The organism is Pseudomonas sp. BB438, from assembly GCF_057180225.1.
The window spans coordinates 2,175,123-2,196,842 of the sequence record NZ_CM170001.1; the positions used below are offsets into that span (position 1 = coordinate 2,175,123).

A 21,720-nucleotide genomic window follows, 5' to 3' on the forward strand; every position below is an offset into this window, starting at 1 on the left:
CGCAAGGCACAGCACCGGCGAAATGGATGAAAGTGATGGGGAGTGACGAACGAAGCCGACTAAGTCGGGAGGTTGAAACGATGGCCGCAACTCAGACAGCGGTTGTTGGCGAGCACATGGCGATCCAACTGCTCGCCGAGTTGGGCGCCGAGAGCACAGCCGCCGACACCGCTGGCCAATCCGCCAAGAATGGCTCCGGAGAGCAGGCCAAGGGTCGCTCCTGCTGGGCCAGCGACGGCGCCAACTGTAGCGCCGGATTGGCTGCCTGATAGGGCATTGGAGGAACCGCGGGCGACGCCGCCGATAGCACCAAAAAGGGCACCGATCTTCGTGGCAGGACGGAGATAGTCAATCTGGCTAGAGCTACAGCGAGGGCACTGCAATGACATGGACGAATACCTTTAGGACCGGAATGTCATGGCAGTGATGTAGGACTGAAGTTTTTTTGACCCTGTTTTTTTGGGGGGTAAACTGTTCGTAAGTTTAATATATATATATTCGAGATCTTGATTTTAGGCTTGCTTTTCTGTGATATGTGAAATGGTCATGTTTGGTGTTTTTTAAATTGGAATGGGTAATTTCTGAATAATAATTTTTTCCCATTTTATTGTATTTCTTTGAAGGGAGTCTTTGTTGGGGTGGCTTATGTAAATAGGTGCGAGCGAGTGACGGGCGGCCAGGTCCAAAAGCTCGCTGGTTGATACTTGGTACATGATTCTTGATGGGTCAGGGGCAGCAATGCGAAGCGTAATTGCTATGCGTCCTTCTTCTTCTAGCAGCGAAGACAGTCTTTCTAACGAACTACTTCTTTGTGTGGGGTGGATATGCATCCAGACTGCGCTGAGAAGAATAAATTTGTATTTGTCTTTTTTTAGATTTCTTAAATTCGGAAGACTATCATTTATCCAGTGTATGTTGGGATGGTTATTTCGGAGTTTTGCAAAGTTGAGCATCGCGGTGCTGGGATCTACAGCTGTAACATTGTAGCCTCGTCTCGCTAGAGAAAGTGCGTCTCGACCAGAGCCGCAGCCGATATCTAGTATTTTTGATCCCTTGCCAGTCGGCAAGAATTTTATAAATTGCCTATGTATATTTGAAAAATATAATTTGCTATAGCTTTCGGTGTATTTTTGGAGATCTTGATCATAGGCTGTCCAGGGTTGGCAAGGTAAATTCTTCATTTTTGATTTATCTCTAATTTCTGATAGTAGAGATAGTTTTTTGTGGGGGGAGTGATTGGTGATGGTTTTGTAATGCTGATTTTATCTGTGTTGAAAGTTGCTATAAGGCTAAGAAGAGCTGCAGTGGCCAGTAGGGCGCTCCAGCATTTTACGACAAGCCGTCCTTTTCCAGTTGAGATGCCGTTAAACGTATTTTGTAAGTCTATCTGTGCTTGAATTAAGTCGCGAAGGCGAAATAAAACAACTATGGTAAGAATGTCAACTGAGAGTGCAAATAAAAGCACCAGGACCTTGGCGAGGTCATTGTTTATGGATGCCGCTCCATACCAAATTCCACCTGTTACCGCAATTGCCATACCAGGGACTTGCCATAGCTGCTGGTTAAGAGACCTTAAATGCTGGCCGGCTTCTAGAAATGAAATTTCTTCCTTTTTCTTTTGCCACTTGAAATTCTCAAGTTTCATTGCATTTTGGTGCTTCAGGTTTTCGAGATCTTCGTCTGTCATAGGCGTTGGGAAATTAAAGGCATTGGTGCTAGAAGTCTATCGCGAACCAGCCGTTAAGACAGTAGGGAAGGACCTCGTCGTCAGCAGGTTGGAGCAGTCGTCTCTCGGAAACGTCCCCGACGCCTCACCTATCGCGGGGTAACTCCTTGAATTTGGCTGAAAAATAGTTGTCCAGTTTGTGCCAAAAGCCCTGCGAAATCGCTACTAATCAAGTATTCTTCGAGTATTCAAAAAGCCTCCAGCGAGGCGGGGGTACCAGGATGAAGGTCTTGTTTGACACACGTAGAGTTCAGAAGCTAGGCCGGGTGGCGCTTAGCGAGCAGCTGCTCAGAAATGCGGGGCTCGCTGAAGGGGACTATGTCGACATCTATTTCGACGCAGCCACAAAACGTATCATCATTGAGCCAGCATCGGAGACGGTGGGGGTTAACGGAACAAGTGTCCAGGCTTCAGGGAGGAGTGCTTGATGACAGGCCCGCAGCGCCGAGAGCCGCGTTTCTCTGGGCACGAGTCTTTCGTTTGTCGCTACGGATGGCTACCCAAGCTTCATAGCGCCATTACTAAGAACCCTCTCCTGCTCAAAGACGAAGCTCAGGCGACTATCGCCTTGGGCATTGGCCGTAACATGGTGAAATCGGTTCAGTTCTGGGCCGAAGCTTTCGGGGTGGTCGAGTCTAGTGAGAGGGGCGGCCTGCAATCTGGTCTGCTGGGACGGCTGCTGCTTGCCAAAGACGGTTGGGATCCTTACCTCGAGCAGCCGGAATCGCTTTGGTTGCTGCACTGGTGGCTCTCGACCCACGCCGATATTGCTGTATGGGGGCTTGTGTTTGGCAGTGCGGAGCTATCTCGATTTGATCGAAAGCAGCTTGTTGCCAGCCTAGAACGTCTTGCTGAAAGCATTGGGAGGAAGCAGTTGGCTGCTTCTACCTTGGAGCAGCACGTCAGCATTTTCCTCCACTCGTATACGCGCGAAGAGTCTGCCTCGGATGATACCTCATGGTGCCCTCTGCAGGACCTTGGCCTATTTGAAGAGGCCTCCGCTGACGATGGAAAAACTGTCTATCTGGTGGGCAGAAACCTGCCCTTAGGGCTATCGGCGCGCGTTGTCCTCTTCTCCATTGTGGACTTTCTGGCTCGGTCGCGAACTGCATCATGTGGCCTAGCTGATTTGGCTCATGGTCCCTTTAGTCCGGGTGTCGTCTTCCGTCTCGACGAATTCCAACTCAAAGGATTGTTGGAAGCTGTTGAGCACGAGTTTGGCGGGGCCGTCCGCTTCGTGGACACAGCTGATACCCAACGCGTCACTATGAATCCTGCGCTGCTGCCCGATTGGCTCGAGTGCTTGTTGGCAGCAGAGGAAGAATCGAATGTCTGACCTTTTGATTGATCACATTGAGCTTGACTCAAAATTTCTGCGCTCTATTGCATTGAGTAGAGATCTGCGCTCTGCAGAATCTCTCGATAGTTATCTGATTACTCCGGCAGTATTGACTGTGTTGCGTCAGATAGGCAGAGCGTTGACCTCCGGAAGCGCACAAAGAGCATGGAAGATTCTTGGGCCGTACGGCAGTGGTAAGTCTGCTCTGGGGCTACTGCTTGCTCGTTTACTGGAGGGCAAAGACAGCTCTCTAGCGGTCTACCAGCAGCTCAAGGAGGTCTCCAGCGAAGTCGCCGATCTCTTCCCTCCTGGCCAGAACCGCTTTGCTTTATCTATCACTGGGTCTCGCTCGTCATTTGGTGATGCATTGGCTCAGTCAGTGCTTGAGGCATTAGAGTGCTTGCCTAAAGGTCGTGGTGCTGCGGAACTGAAGCGTCAGCTAGATTTGAAGGGTCAAACTTATCGAGACACACCTCTCAATGCTGCAATAGGTAGCTTGCTTGGTGACTTTGTTGCTTTGACCAAAGCCGGTGGTCATTGTGGCGTTCTACTGTTGATCGATGAGCTTGGTAAGTTCATTGAGCATGCTGCTCTGAATCCGGAGTCGGGTGACTTGATGTCGCTTCAGCAGATCGCAGAGGCCGCTTCCCATCCAACTGATGATGGGCTGATGGTATTCGCTATGTTGCATCAGCATTTTGAAGCCTATGCAAAAGGGGTCGGCAGGACTCTGTCAGACGAGTGGCACAAGGTCTCGGCTCGTTTTGATGATGTGCCCTTTGATGAGCCCGTTGAGCGTTATGCACATTTCGCTGCACACGCTCTTGGTGCCAAGCCAATAATCACCGACTCAAAGCCAATTCAAAATCAGGCTAGAGACTTTTATCGGCTGAGTACGAAACACAATTTCTTCCGTAAGACCGCTGAAAGCCAACTTTTTAGCCAGGCAGAGTGCCTATATCCGTTGCATCCTGCAGCGTTAGCGTCATTAGCTGTCATTTCCAAGCGTTTTGGACAAAGTGAGCGCTCTTTTCACGCATTCATGCGCGGCCATGAGGTTGGGGCGCTACGCGATTTTGCCAACCGGACAAAGACCAGCTTTGAGAGTTGGTACCGTCTGCCAGAGCTTTATGACTATCTCTCGGTAGGAATTGGCCTGCGTTTTCGCGACTTGGAGGCCGAGCGACGCTGGGATTTCGCACGCTCTGTAATAGGTCGCGGAGCTGCTGAGCTAACTGAGCTGCAAATCGAGCTGCTAAAAGCGATTGCTGTGATTGAGTTGATTGCTCCATCTCTGCATGTTATTGCGTCACCTGAAGTGCTGCGCTTTGCCCTGCTAAAAGACAAGGGTGAGCTTCAAGTAATCATCTCTGCTTTGTCTGATCTAGAATGCAAGGCGATTCTGGTGAGTAGGCAAGCTACAGGCGACTATGTATTTGCCGTCAGCCAAGCGATAAACATAGAGGCTCTCTACCGAGAAACTCAGAAGCATACCGACGATGAATTGATGTTTAAGGGCATTGCCCAGTCGTTGTCAGAGAAGAGCGTCATTGCCAGTCGGCACTATCAACAGACCGGTACCTTGCGCTCTGTAAGAGTGATCGCAGGAACTTCAGAAGAAGTAAAGAAATCAGTTGGCGACTACCGTCAGCATGACGGTTGTATCGGATTGATGTTTGTAGATGCATCGATGCCTGAACAGATTGCTGCGGCGCGCGGAATTGTCTCAGGAATAAAAGATGTTGCGGCCCTTACCGCCATCGTACAGGTTGGAGCCAATGAGCGCGGCGCCCTGATTGAGTACTCTCGCTGGGTCTTGGTTAACGACCAGGTAAAAAGCCGTTTCCTAGACCCTTGGACTGAACGCCATGTAGAAACGCAGCTGGGGGCTGCGCGAGAGCAAGTGGCGCGGCTTGTGCTGGCGCTGCTCAATCACCAGGTACAGGGCTCTTCGAGTTTCACGTACTGGCATCGCGGGAAAGCAGTGCAAGGAAGCGAATCGATGAACCTGAGCCAGGCCGCATCCTGGCTCTTTGATAGCGTCTATAAATCTGCTCCAGTCATCCACAATGAGCTGATTAACAAGGAAAAACCTTCGTCAGCTATCACCTTAGCTCGCCAACGTCTGTTTGAGTTGCTAGAGAAGAAGGGAGGCGAAGAGCTTCTCGGTATTACGGACTACCCTCCGGAGCGCCTGCTGTACGTCTCTCTATTGCAGTCCACGAAGCTCCACCGGAAAAAAGTGGGGGGCTGGGGGCTGGTTGCACCGGATAAGGAGTGTCCAGCGGGAATTCAAAAGGTTTGGCAAGAACTCGATGCGTTGTTGATGACGGATCAGCAAGTGACTTTTGCGCAGGTCATGGACCGGTTAGCTCAGCCGCCGCTTGGCGTACGAAATGGGCCAGCGTCTATCTGGTGTGTCACCTATCTACTGCTGAACAAAGAAACGTGTGCAGTTTTCGAACGTGGCAGCTTGGTTCTCGAGCTAACACCTGAGCATTTGCAGCGCATGTTCCGCAGCCCACAGACCTTTGCATTCCGGCGCTTTGACATCGCAGCGGAACGGAAAACGCTGATTCAGGATTACGCCACGGCACTCGGCGGCGTAGGCATTCAGATAGGCCTAGATGCATCATATCTGGATGCCGCGCGTCAGCTAATTCGATGGTATTCGCGGTTACCTCAGTATTCGCAAGAGACCATGCGGCTCTCCAGCCATACGAAGGCACTGCGGGATGTCATTAAGCGTGCTACTGACCCGGTCGCACTATTAGCTCTGGATATACCACGCGTACTAACAGGGATGAAGGGGCGAGAGGGGGATGGTTTTGTTGCGATGCTGACTGAATCCCTAACCGAGTTGGGGACGGCCTTCAGGTGTCTGCAAGATGAAGTCAGCCTGTCGATGGCGCAGGCATTTTCCATTACTGGCACTCTGAAGGTTCTGAGAGCTCAGTTGCAGGAGGAGTGTGCAGACGCAGCCGGAGCACTAGTGGAGGCAGACCTGAAAGCCTTCATTATGCGTTGTGCTGATATCACGCTGACTGATGATAAGTGGCTGGACTCCATTGCAAGCGTAGTGGTTCAGCGACCGTTGGATATTTGGACCGATGCACAGGCCCCGCTCTTCGCAGACAAGGTTCACGACCTATGCGGCCGTTACAAGCGATGGCTTCGTGTGGCTATGCCAAGGGGGGAGTTTGAGCGTCAGGCCCAGCGCTTTGTTAGCGTGACACTTACCCTTCCAAGCGGCGAGGAGGCCGCGATGCTATTAGCCTCCGATAAGGAGACCAAAGAGGTTGCGGACGGATTACTGAAGGAACTGACCAAGCAGGTTAGCGGTGATCTGAAGATGGCAGCCTCTGCCTTGGCCCAAGCTCTGCTGCAACTGCAGCAAGGCTCAAACGCTATTGATGGGAAAGAGTTGACCAATGAGCAACGAACCGCGGGTTAGACACATTCTGAGCCTCTCCGGAGGCAAGGACAGCGCTGCGTTGGCAATCTACATGCGTGATCGTGTACCTGAGATGGAGTACATTTTCAGTGACACCGGTAAAGAGTTGCCAGAAACGTACGACTATCTGCAGCGTTTGGAGAATTACCTGGGTAAACCACTGCATCGTTTAAATGCAGACCTGGGCTTTGACCATTGGTACACCATGTACGGAGGGATGATTCCTTCAAATCATCGGCGCTGGTGTACCAAAATGCTGAAGCTAAAGCCCTTTGAAGATCATTGCGGAAATGATCCGGTCATCAACTATGTGGGGCTCCGGGCGGACGAAAACCGCTCTGGCTACATTAGTCATAAGACTAATATTAAGGCCGTTTATCCTTTCCAGGAGGATGGCCTGATTCTCAGGGATATCGAAGAAATTCTCCGTACATCAGGTGTGGGGATGCCGCCGTACACCAAGTGGGGCCGCACACGGTCCGGCTGCTTCTTCTGCTTTTACCAGCAAAAAATCGAATGGGTTCGACTCAAAGAAACCCACCCAGACCTCTATGAAAAGGCCAAGGAGTACGAGGTTCCTTTTGAAAAGACAGGGAATTTCTTTACCTGGAGTCAGGGAGAGAGTCTTGCTGAGCTCGAAAAACCCGAACGAGTGGCACAGATAAAGCGCGATCACGCTTTGCGGGTGGAGCGCCTGGCCCAGCGAAGGGATAATTCAACTCTCATTGCTGTTTTCTCTGAGCACGAGACGACTGAAATCTTGGATGATGATGACGACCAAGGGTGTTTGGTTTGTCAGCTGTAAATAAATAATGAATGGCTATATAGGGAATTGATGTGGCTATCATATTTAAGGCGCGGGTACTGCTCGAGTTGGGCGCAGAGCTTATTAGTTCTGATTCGGTAGCGCTCTATGAATTAATAAAAAATGGAATAGATGCTGGATCAAAAAGGATTTCAATAGATATTTTTGTGGTTTTGCAACCCTCTTCCTATAAAGCGCTCTTGACGAAATGGGGTAGCGAGAGTCAGGAGTGGTCGGATTTCGAGTTTAAGCAAGATCTAGAGGAGCGCATAGATAAAACCGCGGAACATGTAGCGTCCGAAGAGTTTGTCCGTTTAGTAACTTCGTTCTCAGGTAGAGAGGAGTCTTTGAAGGCCCTTTCTGATGCTTTTTTTCAGTTTAACTATATAAAGGTTACTGACTGGGGGCATGGCATGACTGATGATGATCTGAGGTCGTGTTATTTAACAGTTGGAACACCTACTCGGCTCACCCAAAAAAAGGAGATTTTAGAAAAAGGGGAGGGGCAGAGTGTTCCTCTTGGTGAGAAGGGGATTGGTCGTCTGGCGGCTATGCGAATTGGGCATTATGTTCTTGTTAAAACCGTTAGTTCAAAAAAGCCAGGTGTTGAATTTGAGTTGGAGCTGGACTGGCGGCCAATATTTAAAGACCCAAATCTAGATGCGAGTGCACTGAGTTTTGAGCCAACGTTAGGCCAAGTAAAAGATGGATTATTGGCGGGAAGTCAGATTGTAATTCGCGATCTTCAATCTGATTGGACTGAGGATAAGTTAGCTGACATCGCGGAGTCAGATCTGGCAAAGCTGGCAGATCCGTTTGATTCAAATTATGCAAATCAATTTTTGAAAATCGACTATCAAGGTGATTCTAAGTCATTTATAACAGGATTCAAGCGGACAAACTTGAATTATGCGGATGCTGTATGCGAAATAAGTTTTCGCGCGGGCAGCGTAGATCCAGACGCTTCTACTGGAGCAGAGCACACTGCTCGTTTGAAGGTGAGTACTAGCTATAAGCTTCATAATAAAGTGGAAGATGTGCTTTATAGTGGGGCTCACCTTGCCGATAAAGTGAGTCATGAGCCAAGTCGTAATCGTCGACCTAAGGCTTCCGATCGTTTGCCTAGATCTGATGAAGTTGTAGCTGCGTTGACAACGCTTGGAAATTTCGAAGCGAAATTTTGGTGGTTTAATCGCGGCCGCCTGCAGCGAGATGAACAGCTGCTGTGGAAAGAAACTCTCCAGAAATTTGTTAGAGGGTGGAGTGGGGGGTTACTTGTATATCGAGATGGATTCCGAGTTTATCCCTATGGCGGGCCAGCTGATGATTGGTTGGATCTTGATAGAAAGGCTTTGGCTAGTTCGGCCTATAAGTTAAACAGAGCTCAGATTGTTGGTTACTTACGCATTGACTCTTCTAATAATGGTCGTTTGCAGGATCAGACTAATCGCGAAGGCTTTAGAGACTGTCCTGAAAAGGAAGCAATCAGGCGGCTGCTGCGGCAGGCAATAATAGCGGATTGCAAAACTTTTTTAGAAAGAGTAGATAAAGAGAATAAAAAAGCTGATGAGGAAACTCTTCGTGATATTGACGAGCGCATAGTGGATGCTAGTGCTTTAGCTCTTAGTAATCTAAGAGATTTGAGTTTAAGGGTTCCTGATGAGTCAAAGGCTATACAAGGGATATTAGTCGAGCTGGCAGAGGTTCAAGACGCTTGGGGAAGAGCTAAGGAAGCACTTGCCGCTAAGGATTATGAAGTCGAGCAATATGCTCACCTTGCGGGCGTAGGATTGATGGTTGAATTATTGGCGCATGAGCTTGCGAGATCAACTGACTCCGCGCTCGAGATTCTAGGAGATAAACGGTCTTCAAAAGATCCTCGTAAGTTAGAGGCCCTAGAGTCAATTTTAAAGACGCTCAATAAGCGCGTAAGAATAATTGATGAGCTGAGTATTCCGGGGCGTCATCGAAAAACAATACAAGATGTGCGCTCTCTGGTCGAGATGATGAAAGAGTTTTATGAGCAAAAAATCGAGCGACATGGAATAGAGATTGAAATTGTCGGCGGCCTTAAGCAAAAGCTTTCTAAAAGGATGGAAAAAGGGCAGGTATTGCAAATAATTGACAATCTCCTTAATAATTCTTGCTATTGGTTGGCAAGGCGGCTGGATAGAGCAGATCCTCCAAAAATAACAATATTGATAGATCCGGAGTCGGGGGAGGTAACACTGCGGGATAATGGTCCCGGTATTCCAGTAGGGATCGGAAAAAAAGTGTTTGATGCTCTTTACTCTACTAAGCCAGGAGGTGGTCGAGGTATGGGGCTTTTTATAGCAAAAAAACTTGCCAAAGAGAATGGAGTGTCTCTTGATCTACTTGCCCCAGTGGACGGTGCTCACCGAGGGTTTTTGCTGAATTTTAAAGAGGCTGTTTGATATGGAATTGTCTAATGCAATTAAGGGGGTTGCCGGCTCTCTGGTTGTAGTTGATGACGCGCTAGGAAAGCCAAATTTTGATTTTATTTCTGATGAGGCACTTACATCTCAGTTTAATAGACTTGACGAAGATCAATCTATTTTTGATGAGTTGGCTCAGCTTTTAGGCGTAGATGGCAGCAGTGTGGGTGCTGAGGCACTCATGGCCGTAGTTGAGCAAAAATTCGAGTTCCTCTGGGATTTGTATGTTGCCGGTGATCACCAAAAAGCTCTAAATTCTTTGTTTTTTGATTTCAAAAACTCATATTTTGATAAGCGTCGCCGTGTTGATGGTCTAATTGATACGCTAAACAAGCTTTTCGGGGTGGCTCCATCATTATTTTCCGATCTTGACTCTGCCAGAGATTCCCTCCGCGGATGTGCAATCGCTTTTGTTGACTATTATGTTGATGAGGCGATTGTCACTGCTGACGAGGCTACTCAACGACATGTTCAGGTTAAAGACTATTTGTGCTCTGGGTTTGAGTATAACGGTGCGCGTTGGCCTAAGCTGGTTTTCCTCATGTCTTCCAAGCTTCCGGGAATTGAAGGGTTGGCAGATTTTAGAGCGAGAACTGGAATAAAAAGCGCTTTTTTCTATGCTTTGGACAAGAGGGATCTTGACCATGACTTCGTCTCTCGGAAGCTGGGTAGATGTATTGATGAGTATGTTTCTGCAGTACAGCTTAATAATTATCTAGAAACTGTTCACGATGTAGTTGACAAGGCTGCGGCGCAAATAGGCTCTGAGATTGAACGGCTGGAGCTTCATGATTTGACTGCGTTGAAGTCGCTTCGATTAGATGCTGAAAGTGAGTCTGTGCAGTCTTATTTAACTTGGTTGGTATCCGAAGCTTTAGCGGCAAAGATTCGATCGGCAATTGAATTGCAGGCTTCACTCATTCCCAAAGACTCAACATATGTTCCGATTGATGGGAAGCTACTTCCTCGAAGTGTTTTGTTTGAGCTTTATTCTGATATTGCTGTTGCTTCGCTCTCGCAGAATAATGATGCGCCAATAGTGCTCGGTGATGTTTTGGAGTTGCTGGATGATCAGGTGCCTAACGAGCTTTTGTTAGTCATCGCTCCTGCTTGTGATTTGGCGAGGTGCTCACTTGGTTATGAGGTTCTTTGCGTTAAAGGTGTTTTGCATGATACTAGCAATAGTCTCTCTGAGTTGTTAGGGAAAGCCTATGCTTTTGGTAAGGGTAAGGTTGTTCTGAAGCGCCTGGCTCAGGGGGAATCTGTTTATAGTAGGATTTCTCTAGATCCCAAAAAAATTTGCACTGTCAAATATTCCGATCTTCGGGATTCAAAAAAATATTCACGTTTAGCTAGATTGTCCGAGATGTTTGCTCAAGAAATTAAGGAGCTTGCACTATCTCAAGTTTCTCGAGTTGGAACTCCTATAGATCCATCATTCTCTGTGGCTTTGCATGCATTTGTAAGATTAAAGCTGAATTTATCTCGGGATAATGTTATCGAGTTTCAAGTAGATCTCGCTGATGAAGATTTTGTATCGGCGGTATTGGCAATGGGGAGAGAGGCATCTGATGATCCGGAAAGTTCTGAATCTTCTAGTCTTGAGAGAACGGTATTGTTTTCTGCTCAATTCCAAGAGTGGATGTTGGATCGCCTTATGCCATATCGGGAGGGAGTGGGTGAGGGAATCGGAAAGCTGGATAATCTTATAAATCTCTTTGGTAATAAAGGAAACCTTCGTGTTTCGCTTGGTGGGACTGGCCTTGCAAGCCTAGCTAATGGTGCTGTTAAGATTCGTTATGTGGATGCGGCAAGTTCAGATCTAGAGTTTAAATCGGGGCTAGAGGTTCAGGTTTACCCTTATTTTTCGGAGTGATTATTTGATGTTGGAAGACTTTCAATCCATAGAGGTCTATGTTGAATGTCTGGCGGCATCTATGGTTTATTGGAGGGGGATATAATTCCGTCTGTTGATAGGAAGGATTCGAGCATTCTTCCTAGCTCAAACCATGCATAATATTTTTCTTTGGCGTAATCATGATGTAAATAGTGCCGACGAACTTTTGAGCCGCCTAACAGATGGTTTTGGCAACGATCAATGATATCAAGTGTGATGCCGAGTTCCTGCATCATAGTTGCGCCTGTGCGACGCAAGTCATGCGGCGTCCATTCACCTTTAGCGCCTTTGCTCAGCACTAGTGAGTCATCGTGATGGCGGCCGGCTAAGGGCTTGCTGCGGTTCTTAAAGCGGCTCTGCCGGTCACCGATCAGTTTGCTGACTGTCTTGGTGTCGACATGGCTTTTTTCGTCCCTGCTGGGGAAGCAGAACGGGGTATGGCCGGTTTCTTCTTTCAAGCGCTTGAACTGATTCAGCGCGAATGGCGACAAGAACACGTGATGATCCTGGCGCTTGCCCTTGTGTCCCTTGGTCGCTTCGGCGGGGATAAACCAGGCGCCTTTGCCCAGATCTATATGCCGCCATTCGGATTTTAGCAGCTCACCGATACGGCAGAGGGTGCTCAAGCAGATCCAGACAGCGCATTGCACGCGCGGATTGACAGGGCGGATGCCTGAGTATTTCTGGCCGGCGGGGAGGGCGTCGTAGTCGCGCTCCAGGCTGGCGAAGATGTCGCGCAACTCTCGGATTTCATCAGGAGAGAGCAGGCGATCTCGCTGTTCCTCATAATCGTGGTCGAGCAGCTTGTTGACCTCTACCAGGTCAGCGGGGTTGCCGTCGGCCATCAGAGTGCGCCATGGCTTGCGTTTCTCGGCCCAGCGCAGCATCTGGCCGATGTCCTTGCTGCGGATTACTACGGTACGGTTCAGGCCACGGGCTTTGACCGAGCGCAGGACGTTGAGCAGGTCTTTCTCGGTCAGGGTGCGCAGCGGTTTCTTGCCAATGAGTGGGAGCACGTCTTTGGTGAAGCTGCGGCGCAACTCGGCGTTGCCGTCCTGGCGGGATACACCGTCGTGCATCCACTCTTCGAAGAGATCCGCGACTGTCTTGTTCTCTGCCGCCTGGCGCTCGGCTTCAGCAATGGTGGCCGCGATAGCGGCTTGGGCTTCGATCTTGGCTGCCTTGCGGGCGGCAGTAGGATTAATCCCCTTGGTGACTGTCGCTTTCACCTCATCGCGCTCGGCTCGGATTTGCGCTAGCGACCTCTTCGGCCAACTACCCAGGCGGTGATCGCGTTTGGCTCCGTCCAGTTTGAACTCGTAGCGAAACAGGACAGTGACGCCTCGTACCCCGGCGCGAACCTTGGCGACCAGCCCGCCGTCTTCACGCAGTGTCTTGCCGTCGTCGGCCGAGGTGAGCGCTTCCAGTTGCTTCGCCGTCAGTTTTGCCACCTTCTACCCCTTGCCCGATTCGGTCGCCTTGGAATTTTGCCCCACTTTTGCCCCACCGAATCGCCTGGCTGTCGGTGGATGCTCGTGGATCGTGATGGACACTAATTTAGCCTGTATGCCCCGTATTTACTAGGGTATAGGCGATCCATTAGTGTCCACTAGCATCCATGTAAATCCATGAAATAAGCGCATGGGGTGCAAGGGGTAGAATGTTAGAGGTGCCCCGTCTCGACCTCCGCTTGCAAGGCCAGTTCAACAATGAGCTGGCCTTTTTGCGTTTCTATTCCTGCAGAGGTTTTACGTTCATTCGCTAGGTCTGACGATCCCATGTCGTTTAACCATTTTGCGCCGTCTGTAGCGTCGAAAGTGTTGAGGGATGACCCGATGTTCGATTTGCTGCTTGATGGTGTACGGATACCTATTGTCTCGGTGCGCGGATTATTCGGTTGCGGCCGCCAAGGCGGGGCTTAGGAGATATCGTGGCACGCGGTGGATGGAGGCTCTGAAGTCGCTGCCGACACAGGTGGTGTGAGTCCGGAGTGTGGTCCTTGATGATTGGATTCTGCGGCTGCTCTTTTTCTAGCTGGTGTGCCCCTCTAAGAAGGCTGCTGATGATGTCCTTGGTGGGATGAGTGGCGGGCGCTGCTGTCTCTCTGTAGGAGTAGGGGCTCCTTTGTCATCTTTCTGCAAGAAATCGTTGACGGCCGATTTAAACTCCCTATAATGCGCACCACTCCCAGCGATGAAGCGCTGAAAGAACTTGAAAATCAAGTGCTTACAGAGATCTGAAGTTGAGAGTGGTGGTCAGGCAGGTGATTCACTTGTCACTTTCGTTAGTCGCTTCGGCGGCTCGCTGAAAAGAAGATCACCGAGGTGCTTGACAGTGAGTTCGATCGCTGTAGAATGCGCCTCCCGCTGATGAGAAGGTTTCCTTCGCTGAGGCACAAGCGATTGAGTAGAAAAGAAATTTTCGAAAAATAAAGCTTGACGGAAAGAGAGGTTAGCGTAGAATGCGCGCCTCGGTTGAGACGAAAGCCTTAACCAACTGCTCTTTAACAAGTTGAATCAAGCAATTCGTGTGGGTGCTTGTGATGTAAGACTGATGATCGACTGATTATCAGCAACGCAAGTAACACTCGTGAATTCGAGAGTTTTAGCTCTTTAAATAGAGCATGCGATTGCTGAGCCAAGTTTAGGGTTTTCTCAAAACCCAAGCAGTATTGAACTGAAGAGTTTGATCATGGCTCAGATTGAACGCTGGCGGCAGGCCTAACACATGCAAGTCGAGCGGATGAGTGGAGCTTGCTCCATGATTCAGCGGCGGACGGGTGAGTAATGCCTAGGAATCTGCCTGGTAGTGGGGGACAACGTTTCGAAAGGAACGCTAATACCGCATACGTCCTACGGGAGAAAGCAGGGGACCTTCGGGCCTTGCGCTATCAGATGAGCCTAGGTCGGATTAGCTAGTTGGTGGGGTAAAGGCCTACCAAGGCGACGATCCGTAACTGGTCTGAGAGGATGATCAGTCACACTGGAACTGAGACACGGTCCAGACTCCTACGGGAGGCAGCAGTGGGGAATATTGGACAATGGGCGAAAGCCTGATCCAGCCATGCCGCGTGTGTGAAGAAGGTCTTCGGATTGTAAAGCACTTTAAGTTGGGAGGAAGGGCAGTAAGTTAATACCTTGCTGTTTTGACGTTACCAACAGAATAAGCACCGGCTAACTTCGTGCCAGCAGCCGCGGTAATACGAAGGGTGCAAGCGTTAATCGGAATTACTGGGCGTAAAGCGCGCGTAGGTGGTTTGGTAAGATGGATGTGAAATCCCCGGGCTCAACCTGGGAACTGCATCCATAACTGCCTGACTAGAGTACGGTAGAGGGTGGTGGAATTTCCTGTGTAGCGGTGAAATGCGTAGATATAGGAAGGAACACCAGTGGCGAAGGCGACCACCTGGACTGATACTGACACTGAGGTGCGAAAGCGTGGGGAGCAAACAGGATTAGATACCCTGGTAGTCCACGCCGTAAACGATGTCGACTAGCCGTTGGGATCCTTGAGATCTTAGTGGCGCAGCTAACGCGATAAGTCGACCGCCTGGGGAGTACGGCCGCAAGGTTAAAACTCAAATGAATTGACGGGGGCCCGCACAAGCGGTGGAGCATGTGGTTTAATTCGAAGCAACGCGAAGAACCTTACCTGGCCTTGACATGTCCGGAATCTTGCAGAGATGCGAGAGTGCCTTCGGGAATCGGAACACAGGTGCTGCATGGCTGTCGTCAGCTCGTGTCGTGAGATGTTGGGTTAAGTCCCGTAACGAGCGCAACCCTTGTCCTTAGTTACCAGCACGTTATGGTGGGCACTCTAAGGAGACTGCCGGTGACAAACCGGAGGAAGGTGGGGATGACGTCAAGTCATCATGGCCCTTACGGCCAGGGCTACACACGTGCTACAATGGTCGGTACAGAGGGTTGCCAAGCCGCGAGGTGGAGCTAATCCCATAAAACCGATCGTAGTCCGGATCGCAGTCTGCAACTCGACTGCGTGAAGTCGGAATCGCTAGTAATCGTGAATCAGAATGTCACGGTGAATACGTTCCCGGGCCTTGTACACACCGCCCGTCACACCATGGGAGTGGGTTGCTCCAGAAGTAGCTAGTCTAACCGCAAGGGGGACGGTTACCACGGAGTGATTCATGACTGGGGTGAAGTCGTAACAAGGTAGCCGTAGGGGAACCTGCGGCTGGATCACCTCCTTAATCGAAGATCTCAGCTTCTTCATAAGCTCCCACACGAATTGCTTGATTCACTGGTTAGACGATTGGGTCTGTAGCTCAGTTGGTTAGAGCGCACCCCTGATAAGGGTGAGGTCGGCAGTTCGAATCTGCCCAGACCCACCAATTGTTGTGGTGTGCTGCTGATCCGATGGGGCCATAGCTCAGCTGGGAGAGCGCCTGCTTTGCACGCAGGAGGTCAGGAGTTCGATCCTCCTTGGCTCCACCATTAATCGTCGAAAGCTCAGACATGAATGTTCAGGTTGAACGAACATTGATGTCTGGTCTTTGTGCCAGAACTGTTCTTTAAAAATTTGGGTATGTGATAGAAGTAGACTGAATAATCTCTTTCACTGGTGATTATTCAAGTCAAGGTAAAATTTGCGAGTTCAAGCGCGAATTTTCGGCGAATGTCGTCTTCACGTTCGAGACAATAACCAGATTGCTTGGGGTTATATGGTCAAGTGAAGAAGCGCATACGGTGGATGCCTTGGCAGTCAGAGGCGATGAAAGACGTGGTAGCCTGCGATAAGCTTCGGGGAGTCGGCAAACAGACTTTGATCCGGAGATCTCTGAATGGGGAAACCCACCCGAGATAACTCGGGTATCTTGCACTGAATACATAGGTGTAAGAGGCGAACCAGGGGAACTGAAACATCTAAGTACCCTGAGGAAAAGAAATCAACCGAGATTCCCTTAGTAGTGGCGAGCGAACGGGGATTAGCCCTTAAGCTTCTTTGAATCTAACAGAACGCTCTGGAAAGTGCGGCCATAGTGGGTGATAGCCCCGTATGTGAAAGGTTCTTTGAAGTGAAATCGAGTAGGACGGAGCACGAGAAACTTTGTCTGAATATGGGGGGACCATCCTCCAAGGCTAAATACTACTGACTGACCGATAGTGAACCAGTACCGTGAGGGAAAGGCGAAAAGAACCCCGGAGAGGGGAGTGAAATAGAACCTGAAACCGTATGCGTACAAGCAGTGGGAGCCTACTTGTTAGGTGACTGCGTACCTTTTGTATAATGGGTCAGCGACTTATATTCAGTGGCGAGCTTAACCGTATAGGGAAGGCGTAGCGAAAGCGAGTCTTAATAGGGCGTTTTAGTCGCTGGGTATAGACCCGAAACCGGGCGATCTATCCATGAGCAGGTTGAAGGTTAGGTAACACTGACTGGAGGACCGAACCCACTCCCGTTGAAAAGGTAGGGGATGACTTGTGGATCGGAGTGAAAGGCTAATCAAGCTCGGAGATAGCTGGTTCTCCTCGAAAGCTATTTAGGTAGCGCCTCACGTATCACTCCAGGGGGTAGAGCACTGTTTCGGCTAGGGGGTCATCCCGACTTACCAAACCGATGCAAACTCCGAATACCTGGAAGTGTCAGCGTGGGAGACACACGGCGGGTGCTAACGTCCGTCGTGAAAAGGGAAACAACCCAGACCGTCAGCTAAGGTCCCAAAGTTATGGTTAAGTGGTAAACGATGTGGGAAGGCTTAGACAGCTAGGAGGTTGGCTTAGAAGCAGCCACCCTTTAAAGAAAGCGTAATAGCTCACTAGTCGAGTCGGCCTGCGCGGAAGATGTAACGGGGCTCAAACCATACACCGAAGCTACGGGTGCATCGCAAGATGTGCGGTAGAGGAGCGTTCTGTAAGCCTGTGAAGGTGAGTTGAGAAGCTTGCTGGAGGTATCAGAAGTGCGAATGCTGACATGAGTAACGACAATGGGAGTGAAAAACTCCCACGCCGAAAGACCAAGGGTTCCTGCGCAACGTTAATCGACGCAGGGTTAGTCGGTCCCTAAGGCGAGGCTGAAGAGCGTAGTCGATGGGAAACAGGTTAATATTCCTGTACTTCTAGTTACTGCGATGGAGGGACGGAGAAGGCTAGGCCAGCTTGGCGTTGGTTGTCCAAGTTTAAGGTGGTAGGCAGAGATCTTAGGTAAATCCGGGATCTTAATGCCGAGAGCTGATGACGAGTCATCTTTTAGATGATGAAGTGGTTGATGCCATGCTTCCAGGAAAAGCTTCTAAGCTTCAGGTAACTAGGAACCGTACCCCAAACCGACACAGGTGGTTGGGTAGAGAATACCAAGGCGCTTGAGAGAACTCGGGTGAAGGAACTAGGCAAAATGGCACCGTAACTTCGGGAGAAGGTGCGCCGGCGAGGGTTAAGGATTTACTCCGTAAGCCCATGCCGGTCGAAGATACCAGGCCGCTGCGACTGTTTATTAAAAACACAGCACTCTGCAAACACGAAAGTGGACGTATAGGGTGTGACGCCTGCCCGGTGCCGGAAGGTTAATTGATGGGGTTAGCGAAAGCGAAGCTCTTGATCGAAGCCCCGGTAAACGGCGGCCGTAACTATAACGGTCCTAAGGTAGCGAAATTCCTTGTCGGGTAAGTTCCGACCTGCACGAATGGCGTAACGATGGCGGCGCTGTCTCCACCCGAGACTCAGTGAAATTGAAATCGCTGTGAAGATGCAGTGTATCCGCGGCTAGACGGAAAGACCCCGTGAACCTTTACTGTAGCTTTGCACTGGACTTTGAGCCTGCTTGTGTAGGATAGGTGGGAGGCTTTGAAGCGTGGACGCCAGTCTGCGTGGAGCCATCCTTGAAATACCACCCTGGCATGCTTGAGGTTCTAACTCTGGTCCGTTATCCGGATCGAGGACAGTGTATGGTGGGCAGTTTGACTGGGGCGGTCTCCTCCTAAAGAGTAACGGAGGAGTACGAAGGTGCGCTCAGACCGGTCGGAAATCGGTCGTAGAGTATAAAGGCAAAAGCGCGCTTGACTGCGAGACAGACACGTCGAGCAGGTACGAAAGTAGGTCTTAGTGATCCGGTGGTTCTGTATGGAAGGGCCATCGCTCAACGGATAAAAGGTACTCCGGGGATAACAGGCTGATACCGCCCAAGAGTTCATATCGACGGCGGTGTTTGGCACCTCGATGTCGGCTCATCACATCCTGGGGCTGAAGCCGGTCCCAAGGGTATGGCTGTTCGCCATTTAAAGTGGTACGCGAGCTGGGTTTAGAACGTCGTGAGACAGTTCGGTCCCTATCTGCCGTGGACGTTTGAGATTTGAGAGGGGCTGCTCCTAGTACGAGAGGACCGGAGTGGACGAACCTCTGGTGTTCCGGTTGTCACGCCAGTGGCATTGCCGGGTAGCTATGTTCGGAATAGATAACCGCTGAAAGCATCTAAGCGGGAAACTAGCCTCAAGATGAGATCTCACTGGGAACTTGATTCCCCTGAAGGGCCGTCGAAGACTACGACGTTGATAGGTCGGGTGTGTAAGCGCTGTGAGGCGTTGAGCTAACCGATACTAATTGCCCGTGAGGCTTGACCATATAACACCCAAACAATTTGCGTGTTGTACGGTGAAGACGTAACGAACCGAAAGTTCGTGTGAACCGCAAGTTACCTGTCACATACCTGAATCTGGATGAGCGTGTGCACCTGCCACGAGCATCCGAAAGAATTGCTTGACGACCATAGAGCGTTGGAACCACCTGATCCCATCCCGAACTCAGTAGTGAAACGACGCATCGCCGATGGTAGTGTGGAGTTTCTCCATGTGAGAGTAGGTCATCGTCAAGCTCCTATCCCAAAGCCCCAGTCAGCTTCGCTGTCTGGGGCTTTGCCTATTAGTGTAAGCAACCCGAATTCGGATGAGCGCCAAGGCGAGCATCCCGCCGAATTGCTTGACGACCATAGAGCATTGGAACCACCTGATCCCATCCCGAACTCAGTAGTGAAACGATGCATCGCCGATGGTAGTGTGGAGTTTCTCCATGTGAGAGTAGGTCATCGTCAAGCTTCTAATTCCAGAGCCCCTGATCAGCGAATGCTGGTCGGGGGTTTTGTTTTATGGGGCGGGAAAAGCTGCTCGCTGTGCAACGAGATACCACAGTGCGGTGCGCCCGCTCCCTAAAGGGACAGGGGACCCTTCGGCATAGAGAGTGGTTCAGGCGTTAGCCGGGGGCCGTGAAGGGTGCGGTTCGCGAGCGCGCTCGCTCCTAAAAAGGGGGGGCTTGGCCATGATGAGGGTGCATTCTTCGCCGTGGAGTTGTTCGCGCACTACGCGAAAGCCCAGACGGACGTAGAAACTTCTGGCGGTGAGGGGTGAGGGGGGTCAGCAGGGCCTCTACGCCGCGATCCAGGGCGGCACGCTCGATCCCCCCATCAAGGCCAGGCCGATGCCCTTGCGCTGCTGCTGAGGCGCGACGAAGAGGCTGCGCACGGCATTGCCATCCAGGGCGCCTGTGCCAACGATCTTGTCGTCCAGCAGGGCAACGAAAACCAGGCGTTGCTCCAGAAGCTCGATTACTCGCTCAGGCATAAAGTTCGCGGCCACCGATTCGATGATGCTCGCCGGGTAGTCCTTGCCGTTGCTCTCCCTGACGGCCGCTACGATCACCTGGCTGATGGCCTCGGCGTCGTCGCTGTTGGCCTGTCTGATGAACAAGTCCATCTGCATGCTCTCTGCTATCCAGTCTGCCCATCCTGATGGGATCGGCAGCGCGAGGGTAGGGCGGAATCGCAGACAACAAAAAAGGCGCCTTGGGGCGCCTTTCCTGTTTGGATCACCGATCAGCCGTTGTGGCGTTTCAGGACTAGGGTGGCGTTGGTGCCACCGAAGCCGAAGCTGTTGCTCATGACGGTGTCGATCTTTGCGTTCTCGCGGGCCTCGCGCAGGATCGGCAGGTCAGCGACTTCCGGGTCCAGTTCGTCGATGTTCGCGGAGGCAGCGATGAAGTTGCCTTCCATCATCAGCAGGCAGTAGATCGCCTCGTGAACGCCAGCGGCGCCCAGGGAGTGGCCGGACAGGCTCTTGGTGGAGCTGATGACCGGGGCGTTGCTGCCGAACACTTCACGTACGCCACGGATTTCAGCGACGTCGCCGACCGGGGTGGAGGTGCCATGGGTGTTCAGGTAGTCGATCGGGGTGTCGACGGTCGACAGGGCCTGCTGCATGCAACGGATGGCGCCTTCGCCGCTCGGGGCGACCATGTCGTAGCCATCGGAGGTTGCGCCATAGCCAACGATTTCGGCGTAGATCTTGGCGCCGCGCTTGAGGGCGTGTTCCAGCTCTTCAACAACGACCATGCCGCCGCCGCCGGCGATGACGAAACCGTCACGCTTGGCGTCGTAGGCGCGGGAGGCCTTTTCCGGGGTGTCGTTGTACTGGGTGGAGAGGGCGCCCATGGCGTCGAACAGGCAGCTCTGGCTCCAGTGTTCTTCCTCACCGCCGCCAGCGAAGACGACGTCCTGTTTGCCCAGCTGGATTTGCTCCATGGCCTGGCCGATGCAGTGCGCACTGGTGGCGCAAGCCGACGAGATGGAGTAGTTAACGCCCTTGATCTGGAAGGGAGTGGCGAGGCAGGCGGAGACGGTGCTGCCCATGGTACGGGTGACGCGGTATGGGCCGATGCGCTTGACGCCCTTCTCGCGCAGGGTGTCGATGGCTTCCATCTGGTTCAGGGTGGAAGCGCCGCCGGAGCCGGCAATCAGGCCGGTGCGCGGGTTGGAGATCTGCTCGGGAGTGAGGCCGGAATCCTTGATCGCCTGTTCCATTGCCAGGTAGGCATAAGCGGCGGCGTCGCCCATGAAGCGGAAGACCTTGCGGTCGATCAGCTCTTCCAGGTTCAGGTTGACTGAACCGGACACGTGGCTGCGCAGGCCCATCTCGGCATAGCTGGGGTTGTGGCGGATGCCAGCACGGCCAGCACGCAGGTTGGCGGAGACGGTGTCTTTGTCATTGCCCAGGCAGGAAACGATGCCCAGACCGGTGATCACGACGCGACGCATGCGGATAC

The 21,720-nt window shown here is 51.3% G+C and carries 11 protein-coding genes, 2 tRNA genes and 4 rRNA genes; 11 read left to right on the forward strand and 6 right to left on the reverse strand.

What is annotated here, in order from left to right:
* Positions 1-59: 59 nt before the first annotated feature.
* The 3 genes from AC1ZV1_RS10225 to AC1ZV1_RS10235 form a co-directional block, all read right to left on the reverse strand.
* On the reverse strand, positions 60-389 hold the full coding sequence (locus AC1ZV1_RS10225; RefSeq protein ID WP_484296605.1) for a hypothetical protein: 330 nt from the start codon (positions 387-389) through the stop codon (positions 60-62).
* Positions 390-560: 171 nt separating this feature from the next.
* Entirely contained in the window at positions 561-1,181 is a 621-nt protein-coding gene (locus tag AC1ZV1_RS10230) for a class I SAM-dependent methyltransferase (RefSeq protein ID WP_484296606.1), read from the reverse strand.
* On the reverse strand, positions 1,178-1,687 hold the full coding sequence (locus tag AC1ZV1_RS10235; RefSeq protein ID WP_484296607.1) for a hypothetical protein: 510 nt from the start codon (positions 1,685-1,687) through the stop codon (positions 1,178-1,180). Before AC1ZV1_RS10235 ends, AC1ZV1_RS10230 begins: the two co-directional genes overlap by 4 nt.
* Before the next feature lie 466 nt (positions 1,688-2,153).
* On the opposite strand from AC1ZV1_RS10235, the gene AC1ZV1_RS10240 reads away from it, so the two are divergent.
* From AC1ZV1_RS10240 to AC1ZV1_RS10260, 5 genes are read left to right on the forward strand one after another with little or no spacing between them, the layout of a single operon-like run.
* Positions 2,154-3,062: a DUF4007 family protein gene (locus tag AC1ZV1_RS10240; RefSeq protein WP_484296608.1), complete on the forward strand. Its 909-nt coding sequence runs from the start codon at positions 2,154-2,156 to the stop codon at positions 3,060-3,062.
* Positions 3,055-6,519: a hypothetical protein gene (locus AC1ZV1_RS10245; protein ID WP_484296609.1), complete on the forward strand. Its 3,465-nt coding sequence runs from the start codon at positions 3,055-3,057 to the stop codon at positions 6,517-6,519. The genes AC1ZV1_RS10240 and AC1ZV1_RS10245 overlap by 8 nt, the downstream gene beginning before the upstream one ends.
* A complete protein-coding gene (locus tag AC1ZV1_RS10250) occupies positions 6,497-7,324 on the forward strand; it encodes a phosphoadenosine phosphosulfate reductase family protein (RefSeq protein WP_484296610.1) in 828 nt (275 codons plus the stop codon). The genes AC1ZV1_RS10245 and AC1ZV1_RS10250 overlap by 23 nt, the downstream gene beginning before the upstream one ends.
* A gap of 32 nt (positions 7,325-7,356) precedes the next feature.
* Positions 7,357-9,759, forward strand: a complete 2,403-nt coding sequence (locus AC1ZV1_RS10255) for a sensor histidine kinase (RefSeq protein ID WP_484296611.1) — start codon at positions 7,357-7,359, stop codon at positions 9,757-9,759.
* Between the two features lies 1 nt (position 9,760).
* Positions 9,761-11,656, forward strand: coding sequence for a hypothetical protein (locus AC1ZV1_RS10260; RefSeq protein WP_484296612.1), 1,896 nt, complete (start codon positions 9,761-9,763; stop codon positions 11,654-11,656).
* 59 nt (positions 11,657-11,715) lie between these two features.
* Here AC1ZV1_RS10260 and AC1ZV1_RS10265 read toward each other — a convergent pair whose 3' ends face one another.
* Complete coding sequence (locus AC1ZV1_RS10265; RefSeq protein ID WP_484296613.1) at positions 11,716-13,128, reverse strand: tyrosine-type recombinase/integrase; 1,413 nt, start codon at positions 13,126-13,128, stop codon at positions 11,716-11,718.
* 1,222 nt (positions 13,129-14,350) lie between these two features.
* Here AC1ZV1_RS10265 and AC1ZV1_RS10270 point away from each other — a divergent pair.
* The 6 genes from AC1ZV1_RS10270 to rrf (AC1ZV1_RS10295) all read left to right on the forward strand — a co-directional run bounded on the left by AC1ZV1_RS10270 (position 14,351) and on the right by rrf (AC1ZV1_RS10295) (position 19,720).
* Positions 14,351-15,887: ribosomal RNA gene (locus AC1ZV1_RS10270) — 16S ribosomal RNA — on the forward strand.
* A gap of 64 nt (positions 15,888-15,951) precedes the next feature.
* Positions 15,952-16,028: transfer RNA gene (locus AC1ZV1_RS10275), tRNA-Ile, on the forward strand.
* 27 nt (positions 16,029-16,055) lie between these two features.
* Positions 16,056-16,131: transfer RNA gene (locus tag AC1ZV1_RS10280), tRNA-Ala, on the forward strand.
* A gap of 229 nt (positions 16,132-16,360) precedes the next feature.
* Positions 16,361-19,251, forward strand: a 23S ribosomal RNA gene (locus tag AC1ZV1_RS10285).
* A gap of 134 nt (positions 19,252-19,385) precedes the next feature.
* Positions 19,386-19,501 (forward strand): 5S ribosomal RNA (gene rrf, locus AC1ZV1_RS10290).
* Between the two features lie 103 nt (positions 19,502-19,604).
* A 5S ribosomal RNA gene (gene rrf, locus AC1ZV1_RS10295) occupies positions 19,605-19,720 on the forward strand.
* The 16S, 23S and 5S rRNA genes sit together here with 2 tRNA genes alongside, the layout of an rRNA operon.
* A gap of 328 nt (positions 19,721-20,048) precedes the next feature.
* Here the strand turns inward: rrf (AC1ZV1_RS10295) and AC1ZV1_RS10300 are convergent.
* Together AC1ZV1_RS10300 and fabB are read right to left on the reverse strand one after the other, a co-directional pair.
* On the reverse strand, positions 20,049-20,375 hold the full coding sequence (locus AC1ZV1_RS10300; protein ID WP_484296614.1) for a GNAT family N-acetyltransferase: 327 nt from the start codon (positions 20,373-20,375) through the stop codon (positions 20,049-20,051).
* A gap of 119 nt (positions 20,376-20,494) precedes the next feature.
* Entirely contained in the window at positions 20,495-21,712 is a 1,218-nt protein-coding gene (fabB, locus tag AC1ZV1_RS10305) for a beta-ketoacyl-ACP synthase I (RefSeq protein WP_484296615.1), read from the reverse strand.
* Between the last annotated feature and the right edge of the window lie 8 nt (positions 21,713-21,720).